The organism is Paenibacillus pinihumi DSM 23905 = JCM 16419 (assembly GCF_000422505.1).
GTDB lineage: Bacteria > Bacillota > Bacilli > Paenibacillales > Paenibacillaceae > Paenibacillus_D > Paenibacillus_D pinihumi.
The window spans coordinates 161,987-175,343 of record NZ_AULX01000006.1; the positions used below are offsets into that span (position 1 = coordinate 161,987).

Below are 13,357 nucleotides of genomic sequence, written 5' to 3' on the forward strand. Positions count from 1 at the left end.
CACAAGTTACCACAACTGCAAGCAGATGGCCCTGTGCATGGACCATCTGCTGCTGCAGCGGTTTAGACTAGCTGCGTTCGTATGTGTCTGGCGTAGGCCCGGGGGGTACGATGACGGAATACACCAATATTGTCAACCGGGTATCCTCTGTCCTCCACCTCAAGTTCCAGCCTGATTGCATGCAGTGAGTTGCCGCCTAACTTAAAGAAATCATCGTCAAGTCCGATTTGTTTGATGTTAAGCAGTTGCTGCCATATTTCTAAAAGCTCAGCTTCCAGCGGATCAGGCTGTTCCTGCATTTCATTTACCGGGGCTTGCAAGGAGACTGACGGCTCCGGCAGCTGCTTCAAGTCCGCCTTTCCATTTGGCGAAAGCGGAATTGCTTCCAATTGAACAACAAAATCAGGAACCATATAGGAAGGCAATGATCCGGCCAAATGGTCAGTCATGCTTACTGCCGACACTTCTGAAGCTGCTACGATATACAGGCAAATCCGCGCTTCCTCATGCTCGCCTCTGACTTGTATAATCGCCTCCGTCACTTGCGGGAACGACAACGCGTGATGAATGATCTCGTCTGCTTCAATTCTAAAACCCCGTATTTTAATCTGATGATCCGATCTTCCGAAATATTCAATCTGTCCATTTGGCAACCAACGGGCAATATCGCCGGAATGATACATTCGTTGATCGGGACGGAACGGACAAGGAACAAACTTGTCCGCTGTTAGTTCCGTCTGATTCAGATACCCTCTGGCAACTCCGACACCGGCGATCCACAGATCTCCCGGCACACCAATCGGTACGGGTTCCAGCTTATCATTCAAAATATAAATCTGAGTATTATGAATGGGTCTTCCGATCGGTACCGGCCCGGTTTCCACTGTCGGCTCACATAAATGGAAGGTTACATCGACAGTCGCTTCCGTAGGTCCGTATACATTGATCAGCTTTGCTTTTATGCCGGGCAGGGCATGGAAGCGGTTGACCTGGCGGCGCGGCAGTGCTTCTCCGCTGGCAAACAGGTATCGCAGCGAGGATAAATCCGCTGATGCCCCGTCCCGTTCGGCATAGTCCAGAAAAAGGGACATCATCGACGGGACAAAATGCATGGCCGTCACTTGATCCTCTTTTACAATCCGGAGAATTTGCTTCGGCTCCTTCTCAGCCCCCGGCGCAAGCAGCGTGACACTTGCCCCCGCGAATACCCACCAGAATAATTCCCATACCGAAACATCAAACGTAAATGTCGTTTTTTGCAGCACAACATCTTCAGGACCGATCGGATATTCGGTCTGCATCCAGTTAATCCTGTTCATTATGGAATGATGCTCAATCATGACGCCCTTAGGCTTGCCTGTTGTTCCGGAAGTATAAATGATATACGCAATATCCGCAGGACCATGATCGGACTTCAATTTCACAGTTGCGTCTTCAACCTCGGGAAGGTCGTCTAAAAGAATTACATTCAAGCCGTTTTGTTGCCGGAGCCTGTCGATGGTTTTCCTCTGTGAAAGCACTATAGATGTGCCGCTATCCTCGAGCATGTAATCGATACGGCTATCCGGATATGCCGGATCAATGGGCATATAAGCCCCTCCCGCCTTCAACACGCCGAGAATGCCGGCTAACATGTCGACGGAGCGCTCCGTTAAAATCCCGACCGCATCCCCTGGCTGAACACCAGCGTTTTGCAACAAGCAGGCGATGTGCGTCACACGGTCATTCAATTGCAAATAAGACAGTGTCTCCTCCCCGGAGCGGACTGCTGTATGATGAGGGTAACGGGCAGTCTGCTCATCAAAGAGCCGGTCCAGTGTCTGTTTGTCCGGAAAGGAAGCTTCTGTATCATTGAACTGTTCCAGCAGTATTTGCCTCTGCCGCTCCGTTACACAACTGACATCGCCCAATAAAGCATCCGGTTCGGCCAGAAAACGATCCAACAGGCTGATGAAGCTCTCGGCAAACCATTCAATCGTTTCCTGCCGGAAAAGCGAGGTGTTGTAATCGAACTTCAAACCTGTGGCTCCCGCCCGTTCCACAGCCTCAAGCATAAAGTCAAATTTGGCTGCGTGATGTTCATAGGCAAACGGACGAAGTGTCCAATCGTACATCCTCTGCTGCGAGACATGCATCCCTTGGGAAACAAGCATGGCTTCCCGCAAATCCATATTTTGAAGAACAAACATCGTATCAAACAAAGGATTTCTCCCGGGATCACGTACTAGCCTTAACTTGTCGATCAGCTCTTCGAACGGGTAATCCTGGCGGTCCAAAGCTTCGAGCACCGTTTGTTTAACCTCTGACAAATAGCTCCTGAATGATTGCTGTTTAACCGGAAAAGTACGAATAGCAAGAGTTTGGACAAACATCCCGACAAGCGGCTCCAGATCCGGATGCTGTCTTCCTGAAGTCGGCGTCCCGATTACGATGTCTTCATGATTGGTATACTGCATTTGCAGGATTGAAAATATGGAGAACAGAACCATATACTTGGTTGTCCCGCTATGCCTGCACCACTCATCCAGTCGTGCATTTTGCTCGGGTGTTAAATATCTTTTGACCCGGCTGCTTTCATATTGCCGCTCCGCTGGCCTCGGGAAATCGTGAGGCAGGCTGGCAGCAGTTTCCGCCCCGTCAAACTGATTTACCCAGTATGCCTCGTCTCTCTTCCAAAGCGCTTCATTATCCTGCTCCCATACAGCATAATCTGTATAGCTGACGGACAGCTCTTCCGGCTTGTCTCCCTGATAGAACATAAACAACTCTTGCAGCAAAATACTTACCGAAATCGCATCCGCCGCTATGTGGTGCACATCGAACATAAACAGATTAGAATTCTCATCGAGCTTCGCCAGTCCGACACGGATTAGCGGCGCTGCCGTCAAATCAAACGGCCGGACAAAAGCTGCAGCAGCCGCTTCCGGCGTTCTGCCATCCAGAGAAATCTTCTCCAGCTTCAGCTCGACGGACTGCTGCACAACTTGTACGGGCTCCTTGCCATTCCATTGAAACGAAGTCCGCAGAGACTCATGTCTCGCTGTTAATTGACCCAATGCCGCTTCCAGCCGGCTGCTGTCCAGTGCCCCTTCGATAACGAGAAAGCCGGGAATGTTGTAGGACGTGTGGGCACCCTGTGTGCGGTGAAGGATGTACAGCCTTTTCTGCGCAGATGTAACCGGATAATGGGACCGTGCGGCAACCGGCATAATGGCCTTATTTTCTTCAATCCCCTTGTCCTTCAAACTGTCTATAAAACTTGCAAGCTGCCGGAGGGTCGGGTAATGAAATACATCAGCAATTTTTAACTTTATTCCCCAGCATTTGTTGACAAGCATCGCACAGCGTGTCGCCTTGAGTGACTGTCCGCCCAATTGAAAGAAATCACTGTTTCTGCCAATAGAAGAAGAAGCGCCAAGCAGCGTCTTCCAAATCGACAGCAGCTTATGCTCGGTTTCACTTGCCGGAGCTTCTGCTTCAGAATCTTCCATTTCAAGCGGCATTTGAAGAAGCTCCTGCAGATTAATTTTTCCGTTATTCAGAAGAGGCATCGAGGTCAAATGTTTATAGTGAAGCGGAATCATATAATCCGGCAGTAATTTCAATAAACGGTTCCGCAGCTCTTGCGCCGGAACGATCTGTTCGGACCGGTAGTAAGCGACCAAAAACTTGTCTCCGCTGGCATCCGTACGGGCAAGGACCACGGCCTGACGGATATCATCTTGCGCCATTAGAGAGGCTTCGATTTCACTTAACTCTACCCGGAACCCTCTAATTTTAATTTGAAAATCTCTGCGGCCCATGAAGGCGATTGATCCGTCGGGCAGCAAGCGGCCGATATCCCCCGTCTTATACAGCTGGTTGGAGTTTAGCTCAGGAAAGGGATTTGCGATAAAGGCTTGAGCCGTTTTTTCTGTATCCCGCAGATAACCAAGTCCAACGCCTGCACCGCCAATATAAATTTCTCCCGGCTCGCCAGGTTCAACTTGCTTTCCCGCATCATCCAGCAATACGATCTGCACATTCTTAATCGGCCGGCCCAGTGGAATATCTCCTTCGGGTAAAACCTCAATCGGATAATACAGGCAAGCAATACTGGTTTCCGTAGGACCATAGTGATTGGAGATCCGGATGTCAGGGAACATCGATTGAAAAGATGCCACGGTTGCCGGAGACAGCTTCTCCCCGCCTACCCAGACATATTGCACAGTGTCCAGAGCAGCTCTCATTGCTTCATCATATTCTAATTGTTCTGTCAGGAAATCAAATAAGGAAGGAACAACATGGAAAAGCGTTATTTGATAATCATGTACCAGCTTCAATATATTTTCAGCCGTTTTCTCCATCCGTTGAGAAGGGATCACTGTTTTCCCGCCATGTGCAAGCGGCCAAAGAAACTGCCAGACGGAGCTGTCAAAGGTCGGGCTGGATAGCTGCAGTGTCGTATGCGCCGTATCCGAACCGAGAGTCTCAGTCATCCACTGGAAACGATTCACAATACCACGGTGCGGGACAATTGCACCTTTGGGCTTGCCTGTTGAACCCGAGGTGTAAATAACGTACATCGCTGCTTCCAGCAGTAACTTGGCAGATGCATCGTCAGAATAGTCAGGCACTTTGATTGATGCCGTGTCAGCAGGAGATGCAGACATCGAGCTGTAATCTACGACCAGAGTCTTATCGCCTGCTACGCTGTCACTTGAAATCTCAGTTAAAGAGCAGGGACCGTCAACATCCTCAAGTATGTAACGGATTCGGTCCAGCGGCCAATCGGGGTCAACGGGTACATAAGCAGCTCCCGATTTCAAAATGGCAAGCATAGAGATTAAGAAGTTAAGCCCCTTATGCATCACGATTGGTATAAAGTCCCCGGGTACAGCACCTTGTCCCCGAAGCAAAGCCCCAACTTTGTCCGCATATTCGTTCAATTCGCGGTAAGTAAGCTGCTCCTGTTCATAAATTGCAGCAATATGATCCGGAGTGCGGGCAGCCTGAAGCTCAAACAATATATGAATAGGCAGATCATCCAGAGAATACCGCGTTTCAATTCGGGACTGATCCAATAAGAGTGTATTTACGGGTTCAGAATTCAACTACAAGACCTCCATCCTAGCGGTTCTCCAGAAGAACAGGTGAAAAGCTTGCCAGTACATCATTCTTTTGAGCAAGGTCTATGATTGGAATAACTTGCGGGCTAAGCTCCCATACGTGGTCCTTCTGCTCTCCATAAAGCAAAGCATGAAGTTTGCCGCTAAACCTAGGGGTAATAGGGAGTGAGAACAGGCATAAACCTCGTAAAATTGCATGTACATCATTCACATTAGAGGACTCTGTTACCCGTTCGCTGCCTTCTGTCACGTATGAAGCAAGTGTAACAGCAGCTTGGCGAAGCGAGAATTGCTCCGTTCCATAGCAACGAAGGAATTGTTCATTATATTGATCCAGCCATTGCCCGGTCTGTTCTCCTGGCGGAGCGACCGATGATTGACTTTCCTCAAGAACCGTCAAAGCTTTTTCACATAGGCTGCGCCACTTCTTCAGTGTCTCTCCCTCAAGCGTCTGTTCAAATTCCGTGACCGAGAAATTCGTCTGTTCAAATTCCGGGCCCGTCAAACATAAATGATAGCGCAGCCAGTCACTGTTTGATTCATTGAAAAACTCGCTTCCCCAAATCGCATGTTTCCGGCTTGTCGAAAACTTTTTGTTATCCAGTAAATAAAACTCGTTATTTATAAACGTATCCGCAAGGCGATATTCGCCATGTGCAAGCAACATCGCGGTATGATAAATGACATAGTAGATACTGTTATCGAATCCAAAAAACTGTACAAGACGGACATCAGCACTCTCACTCCACCATTGTTCTGTCTTCTCCTCGTCATGGCCTTCCACAACTGCGGTCGTTTGAATGTGGCCCGGCAGCATTTCAAACCAGACATTAATTACCTGGTCTTCGAATTCTTGCAGCGGTACAGGTATGCCCCAGTTCGACGGATTGCTGATCAAGAAGGCAGGCAACTCCTTGTAATCCAGAATTTCCTGGAAAAAGCGGGACAGATGAGGGCGCCATTTGCCGGAGTTTTCTCGATAATAGTTCTCCAGTTGCTGACGGTAAGGTTCGATCGGGAACCAAATCCCTTTCAGGTCCCGAATGACCGGCTTTTCTCCACATAACGCACACACCGGATCAGCCATTTGCACAGGGTCATTAGGGTGTCCGCACTCTTCGCAGAATTGGCCTCCTGCTGATTTTTCGCATGTCGGACATGCCCCCTTGACATAAGCTTCGAACAAAAACTTCTCACATGCTTCACAGTAACAGGTCGGTGTCACTTTTGTTTCCAGCTTGCCTTCGTTGTAAAGCTTAAGAAAAAACTGTTGCACGCGGCTGATATGCTTATCATTTAACGGACTTGTAAATCCGTCCATATTAATCTGCGCTTCATATAGCGATTTTGTAATTCTCCGGGTGTAATCCTCAATTACTTCTATCGTGGAGCGGTTTTCTTGCAGCGCCTTGGTCATGAGGTAACTTTGATTATCATCTGTACTGCTGATAAAAAGGACCTCGTTGCCCATCATTTTTTGTGCTCTTGTATATACATCAGCACCCAGATAGGGTCCCGATAAATGTCCCAAATGGAGATCGCCGTTTGTAGTTGGCGGTGTAGCTGTCACCAGTATCTTTTTCGTCATTTTCCCACCCCGTTTTTCTCATTGTTATCTTCTTTACTTGTGACATCCCACCATATCGTAATAAAGACTAATTCTTCAGACCCTGTATTTCGCAGAACGTGGCTGTGATTTGCCGGGATATAGATCGTATCTCCCGCCTGTACATCCTGCTCTTCATCATCAATGACCATCACACCGTTTCCTTTTACCACATAAAAGGTCTCATCTTCATCATGGGTATGAGGCGCGGATTGTTCTCCCGGCGCAATAAAAGCCCACGCTGAACCAAACGGCGGGTGGAAAGGAGCCTCGTTTACCTGATAAACTCTCCGCATCTGAATGCCGTACTCCGATTTGATAGCTTCGGGTGTAATAGATTGAATATACATATTAGATCAACACCTCTTCCGACAAAGAAGCCTCTTGGCCGTGGCTTTGTCCGCATAATATGGATTCGAGAATTTCCTGAGACCGAACAGCAAGCACGCTAAGCAAAGAATCAGAAATGCCATGCGTCAATTGGGACATTCCTTGCACATATATTCTTGGTTTAAAAGATGACGTCATCTGGAGAGTATAATCCCGGGCAATAGACAATCTTCCGTTATCCATTTGGATATTCGGGATTATTTTGTCCATAAACGGCGGGAGCATTGTCCGCTCATAACCGGTTGCAAGGATGATAGCATCCAATTCCATCGTGTCGCTGTCCCCGCTTAATACATTTGAAAGAACCAGCCGATACCCCTTGTCCAGGGCATGAACCCCTTCAATGGTCGTATAGCTATGAATATGGATGTGTTGTACGCCGCTCACTCTATCTGCGTATAGCTTCTCATATAAACTCTCCAGAAGATCAAGTTCGACCGCTGCATAATTGGTTTGCCAGTATTCAGACAGAACCTCTCTCCGTTTATTGTCATCGGCAAGTCCATACATGAAACCGGTCATGGACGGAAAGAAAACTTCATTAACAAAAGGACTATTATCCGCAGGCTTATAAGCCGCTTTGCGAAAAATGGAATGGATCTGGGAATTCGGGAAGTGATCGTTCAAATAATGTATGATTTCAACCGCGCTCTGTCCGGAGCCAACGACCCCAATGCGCAACGGCCCTTGGTGATTTTTATATTTCTCGATATGGGATAAGAAATTCGAAGAGTGGAATATATTTTCATCTAATTGATTATGAAATACACCAGGAATCACCGGCATCCCGCCGACTGCCACAACCAGATTATCAGTACGCAAGCGATATTCGTTTCCATCGCGGTCCGCATATATAACCTCTAGTTCAGCAACCTCCCCGTCCGATCCATATACAGGCTCAACCTGCTGAACCGTTCTCGACATTTGGGATAAATGATCCGGGAGATTCCCATGCACCCAATTTAAATAATCTGTAAATTCATCCCTGCTGGCATTGAAAGTACCCCTATTAATAAAATAATCCAGCCGTCCACGACATTTCAGATAATTTATGAACGTATAGAAGCTCGTTGGATTTCGGAGTGTAACCAAATCTTTCAAAAAGGATATTTGCAATCTTGACCCTTTCAACAGCATATTGGAATGCCATTGTACCGTTTCGTTCCGTTCAAGGAATGTCCACTCTCCGCATTCTTGTGAAGCTGATCGTTCCACAAGTGCAATTGCGAGCGCCAGGTTGGAAGGCCCCATTCCAATCCCTACTGTTCGTTGACCTGCCATTAATTCGATTCCCCCTCGTTATTTTCAAAAAAACTTGCTGCCTTGCCAACGCTCTTAATCTTGTTGTCATTTGTGAAAGTTGGGAGTTGTCACCTTGCGGCGACCGGTGATCCGTAGTTATGTTGATAATTATTGGGTGAACAGGTAAATAAACCGGGGTTGAAAACAGTTGACCAAATCATTAATTTCCTATAAAAATACTACCAAATTATAGCATAATATATAATTAGAGTAAATATAATAGTTTAAAACAAAATATCATAATTTTTAACTTTTTTCGCACGAGCAGCTTAAGGATATTAGCGCATTTTTTGTAATAATTTCTGATCAATCCGTACTCTTGCCGATTAGCATTCCAGCCGGCTTCGCAGGCAAAAATGAATTGATTAACGGCTGCATGAATTGCGGCTTTAAATGGCGTCCGGCCAAGAAAAGGTAAGCCATATAAAATAAGCCGTTCCCTGTTAATGGGAGCGGCTTAATATGAATTCCGGCACACTTACTTGATCACTTCAACGTAATTTCCTTTTTCCACGTTAATTCCTTGTCTTGCTCATTTTTGAAAACGAAGATGACCTCGCCCTTCTCGCCTTTCATTTTGTCCGGATAGAAGAAGCCGGAGATTTGTCCGTTGCCGCTAATGTAGAAGCCGTCCTCGCCTGTTTGCCCGTGCTGGGCAGCTTCCGCTACGGTGTTTACAATTTGCGTCTCCCCTGAAATCCACTTCATCTCGGACAGGGAGTAGCCCTGCGGAACTTTGCTCAGGCCGAAGTCAAAAGCATTGCCTTCAATCGGCTTGGCCGTCTGGTCGATAATAATGAGAATTTCCTGGTCCGTGTTGGATGAATCCGCTCCCGTATCCTGGTGCTGTGTATCCGGTCCGCTTTCCGTATTGTTATCCGCGTTTTTCCCCGCATTATTGCTGCCGTTCTGTGCGGTATTTGTGCTCTCCGCCTGATTCGGAGGCGTAATGCCGTTTCCTGTATTTTTGGCACCGCAGGCGCTAACCAGCAGCATCGCTGCAATTGCTGTAATCAGATAGACAGATTTCTTTTTACTCATAATGGTTGTCTCCTTTAATTTCAGTCAAGTTAAAATAAAATGCGACCCCGCGCTCTGTATTATTTACACCGAAGCCGCCCGCATGGAGCTCCATGATATGCTTTACAATGGCAAGCCCGAGACCCGTACCGCCGGATTTGCGGTCCCGAGACCGCTCTGCCCGGTAGAAGTGGTCCCATAGCCGGGTCAAGTCTTCCTCTGCAATCGGTGATCCGCTATTCTCGATGACGGTCGTAATCTGCCCGGGGGCAGTACGGCTGATCTCAATCCCAATAATACTATTCTCCATTGCATGCCGGATGGCATTGCTCAGCAGATTGAGCACGACCTGCTCGATTCTTCTGGGATCGGCATGGACGAACCATTCACCCTCCCCATGGCTGTTCACCTCAAGCACAAGCTGCTTGCTCTCCATCTGCCGGGAGAAGGAATCTGCCGCCTTTCGGATCAGCGACACCAGAGCTAACGTTCCCGGCTGCAGGCGGACAGCCTTGGCTTCAAACTTGGAGAGCTCCAGCATGTCCATGATCAGGTCATTCATCCGGTCTGTCTCATGTACGATGAGCGCCAGATAACGGTCCTTTTTATCGCCTGCGATACCGTCCTGCAAGCCCTCCGCGAACCCTTTGACAATGCCAAGCGGAGTTTTCAGCTCATGGGAGATATTGGCGATCAGCTCCTTGCGGAGCTCCTCAGACTTTTTCTTTTCCTCTATGTCTTCCTGGAGTGTTACATTTGCCTGCTTCAGTTCCTTGAGCGCCGTATCCAGATTTTGCGATAATGAAATCAGATTGCGTGACAGTTCCCCGAACTCGTCCTTGGAACGAATTTCATGCTGCCCGGTAAAATTGAGCTTGGCCAGGCGCGCCGCCGACCGGCTCAGCATTACCAGCGGACGGGAGACAATACGGGAATAAATCAGGGACAGAATGACCGCGAGTATCAGAATTAACGGTGCAATATAGATGAAGTATTGCTTCAAAATCTCCACCGCTTCCCCTACTGGCTGCAGGGAGGCCATGACAAACAAATACCGCTCCCCGCCTGTCACGTTCGGCAGCGCCTTAACGAGTATTGCGTACTCAATGCCGCTCCAGTTATCGCTCCACGTCATTTGAAGCGGCTTGCCGCTTTGGAGCTCTGAGCGGTACTGATCCGCTTGCGGAGCCCATTCCTGCAAAGTCTGATTGATCAGACCATCCTGATAGAACGGGTTGTACGAACGCCGCTCCGGCAGCAGGAAGTCCGTAACCTTCCCTGTAACCCGGACAAGTCCATCCTCCAATTGTTTATTCCCGGTTTGAAAAGCAATCGGATGCAGCACCGTATCCTTCTCATCCATGAAGATGCCGTCTACTACAAGCTGATCGCCGGTTTTAAGGTCCTTCGGAATTGCTTTGCCCTCCAGCCCCTCCAGGGAAATGAGGATCGTAACCGGTTTGCTTGCGGTTTGCACAACCAGAAAATAAGGATTGACGGGAATGCGCCCAAAGTTCTCATTCAAGATTGAAGTGCTTACATCGTGATTATTCATAAAAGAGCCGAGCAATCTCGGAAGCTGCTGGCTGTTGAATCCGGCCTGCCGGTACTGTTCCGCGAATTCATTCATACTTCTCTCTAACGTATGAATTTTGGATGTACGGTAAAACCGCTCAAAAAACAATCCCTCCGCCAGCATTACCAGTGAAAATACGGCCAGAATGAGAACGGACGTGACGACGAACAGCTTAACGACGACACTGTGCCTTCTCATGGCTGCACTTCGAATTTATAGCCCGAGCGGATTACCGTGCAAATATGACGGCCCTCGTCTCCGAGCTTGGCTCTCAATTTTTTGATATGCGTATCTACAGTGCGCAAATCTCCCAAGTACTCATACCCCCATACGGCGTCCAGCATATATTCACGGGACAGCACTTTACCATAATGCTTGGCCAGAAATAATAGCAAATCATACTCTTTGGGCGACAGGTTAATGAGTTCACCTGCAATAGCGACCGAATGGGCCATTCTGTTAATCGTAATATCCCCAAAGCTCAGCAGATCGCTGTCCCGTCCGATGGTGCCTTCCGTCCGCTTCATTAATGCCGTCGCCCGGGCTACGAGCACCCTTGGACTAAGAGGTTTGGTCACATATTCATCCGCGCCCAGTTCGAACCCCATGACCTGATCATCGTCCTCAGCGCGGGCCGTAATGATGATGATCGGGACCGCCGATTTCTCTCTGATCCGGCGGCATACCGACCAGCCGTCCATCTCCGGCATCATAATATCGAGCACCACCAGATCAACCGGTGTCCGGGCGAAAATCTCCATTCCGATTTTGCCGTTCTCGGCCTCGTATACATCCCACTGTTCCTTTTTGAAATAATCGATTATAAATTCACGCATTAGCATATCGTCTTCTACCAACAATATTTTTCGATTCATGCTGTACACTCCGCATCTGCTCATGCTCCTTCCATGAAGGCAGCATTCATTTCTGTTGTAGCATCATCGTATCACAAGCCATGTTTCAATGCGGAGCTTCTCCGCCGTATGAGCGGCTCCAGTTTTCTCCAACATCGAAAGTCCCTTATGCAATATGCATCTCCATTCCTCTTATTATGCATACCTGCCCATTGCTGCTTTACCTTATACGATGCTGCACTGCACCTCCATTTATTAACCTCAAGACTGATTATAGGAAACTCCTGTGTCCAACGTGTGTACATGGTGAGAATTCCGAAAGAACACTGCTCATTTACAAAGTGAACCTTTAGATAAAAAAAAGGACCGGCGGAGCTGCACGCCAATCCTTCTTCTCTTAAACCATAACGGACACTCTGCTGTAAGCAGAGAATACTAATGTACAAATGAACCCGGGAACTGCTGAACAATTCCGGTAGTCATCATATCAGCCATTTCCAGAGCTTGAGGCTCAATTTCCATATTTGTGGCGACATTTTTGACATAGTCCCCTGCAATCCGGGCTGCTACCTCTTCCGTCAACAGTTTCAAATGCTCATATAGCATTTGCTGCCATTCCTTTTGTGACCAGTACGGATTAATCCGTGCCAGAAATGCTGCGATTGCATCCGCATTGGCATACCAGCGCTTTTCGGTCTCTGCTGCTTCCTTCGTCTTCCCGTCTCTGAGCTGGGTGGTCAGTTCGGCGGCAATTGTCAGATGTTCCCGGAACAACTTGGCAAAATCGGAAGCAAGCTCCGGCCCATAGTATACACTCAATACGGCTGCAAAATCATCCGGGTTGCGAAGCAGACGGTTCGTTGTAGGTTCCACGTCCGGAAGTTTACCGACGATACTGTTCACAGTCAAACGGGTCCAGTAGATATGCTGCTCCCACAAAGCTCTCAGCTTGCGGTTCAACTCCACCTTGGAAGGTGTCCAAATCCATTGCGTTTCCTGCCTGAAATAATAGTGATTGTACTGAATCGGGTAATAACCATACATGCGGGCTGACGCCTCCATTTTTTTCTACAGTATATAGATGGAAGGCCAGTATGGTGCTATCAAATAAAAAAAGCAAAGCCCGGGAGCAGAACACGTTGCATGAAGCGTCTGCTTACAGGCTTTGCTTTCTTGTTATACCAGAATAGCCGATCAACGTTCCAATCATGGCGGACAGCAGGGCAATGACACCGAGTTTAATATGCACAGTCCCCAGAGCAACGATAATAAAGAAGCCTGAGAGGGCATTCTCAATCAGTATGACCTGGGATACTCCTTTTAAGGAGGCAAGAATAAAAGGGACAAGGCCGAATTTCACATTTAGGGCACTAGCCGTTAGCTGTCTGTTCAGAATATAGTTCCTTCAATTCACTTTCCTTCTGTTTACCCGCTGAAAAATAAAAAACGACCGGCATCCAGACTTGGAGGACGGTCGTCAATTCTTAGCTCAATCACTATA

The 13,357-nt window shown here is 48.0% G+C and carries 9 protein-coding genes; all 9 read right to left on the minus strand.

Translation table 11 applies throughout. The features are described 5' to 3' along the window. Positions 1-62 precede the first annotated feature (62 nt). The 9 genes from H583_RS31480 to H583_RS0100680 all read right to left on the minus strand — a co-directional run bounded on the left by H583_RS31480 (position 63) and on the right by H583_RS0100680 (position 13,216). The gene (locus H583_RS31480; protein ID WP_051235804.1) at positions 63-5,093 is read right to left on the minus strand and encodes a non-ribosomal peptide synthetase; all 5,031 of its coding nucleotides are present in this window, start codon (positions 5,091-5,093) and stop codon (positions 63-65) included. 16 nt (positions 5,094-5,109) lie between these two features. Next, on the minus strand, positions 5,110-6,696 hold the full coding sequence (locus tag H583_RS0100640) for a class I tRNA ligase family protein (RefSeq protein WP_028558776.1): 1,587 nt from the start codon (positions 6,694-6,696) through the stop codon (positions 5,110-5,112). Continuing rightward, positions 6,693-7,064, minus strand: a complete 372-nt coding sequence (locus tag H583_RS0100645) for a cupin domain-containing protein (RefSeq protein WP_028558777.1) — start codon at positions 7,062-7,064, stop codon at positions 6,693-6,695. The genes H583_RS0100640 and H583_RS0100645 overlap by 4 nt, the downstream gene beginning before the upstream one ends. A gap of 1 nt (position 7,065) precedes the next feature. Beyond that, entirely contained in the window at positions 7,066-8,385 is a 1,320-nt protein-coding gene (locus H583_RS0100650; RefSeq protein WP_028558778.1) for a lysine N(6)-hydroxylase/L-ornithine N(5)-oxygenase family protein, read from the minus strand. Positions 8,386-8,892: 507 nt separating this feature from the next. Then, positions 8,893-9,447, minus strand: a complete 555-nt coding sequence (locus tag H583_RS0100660; protein ID WP_028558779.1) for a hypothetical protein — start codon at positions 9,445-9,447, stop codon at positions 8,893-8,895. Beyond that, positions 9,440-11,200, minus strand: a complete 1,761-nt coding sequence (locus H583_RS0100665) for a sensor histidine kinase (protein WP_028558780.1) — start codon at positions 11,198-11,200, stop codon at positions 9,440-9,442. The genes H583_RS0100660 and H583_RS0100665 overlap by 8 nt, the downstream gene beginning before the upstream one ends. After that, positions 11,197-11,877 carry a response regulator transcription factor gene (locus H583_RS0100670; protein WP_028558781.1) on the minus strand — a complete coding sequence of 227 codons (681 nt, stop codon included), beginning with the start codon at positions 11,875-11,877 and terminating at the stop codon, positions 11,197-11,199. The genes H583_RS0100665 and H583_RS0100670 overlap by 4 nt, the downstream gene beginning before the upstream one ends. Before the next feature lie 414 nt (positions 11,878-12,291). Beyond that, positions 12,292-12,900, minus strand: a complete 609-nt coding sequence (locus tag H583_RS0100675) for a hypothetical protein (protein WP_028558782.1) — start codon at positions 12,898-12,900, stop codon at positions 12,292-12,294. Positions 12,901-13,012: 112 nt separating this feature from the next. Next, the gene (locus H583_RS0100680) at positions 13,013-13,216 is read right to left on the minus strand and encodes an urea transporter (RefSeq protein WP_028558783.1); all 204 of its coding nucleotides are present in this window, start codon (positions 13,214-13,216) and stop codon (positions 13,013-13,015) included. Between the last annotated feature and the right edge of the window lie 141 nt (positions 13,217-13,357).

Coding starts and splice junctions, on each gene's coding strand:
- H583_RS0100640 (WP_028558776.1), bottom strand. CDS start 6,696: ATGACGAAAAAGATACTGGTGACAGCTACACCGCCAACTACAAACGGC.
- H583_RS0100645 (WP_028558777.1), bottom strand. CDS start 7,064: ATGTATATTCAATCTATTACACCCGAAGCTATCAAATCGGAGTACGGC.
- H583_RS0100650 (WP_028558778.1), bottom strand. CDS start 8,385: ATGGCAGGTCAACGAACAGTAGGGATTGGAATGGGGCCTTCCAACCTG.
- H583_RS0100660 (WP_028558779.1), bottom strand. CDS start 9,447: ATGAGTAAAAAGAAATCTGTCTATCTGATTACAGCAATTGCAGCGATG.
- H583_RS0100665 (WP_028558780.1), bottom strand. CDS start 11,200: ATGAGAAGGCACAGTGTCGTCGTTAAGCTGTTCGTCGTCACGTCCGTT.
- H583_RS0100670 (WP_028558781.1), bottom strand. CDS start 11,877: ATGAATCGAAAAATATTGTTGGTAGAAGACGATATGCTAATGCGTGAA.
- H583_RS0100675 (WP_028558782.1), bottom strand. CDS start 12,900: ATGTATGGTTATTACCCGATTCAGTACAATCACTATTATTTCAGGCAG.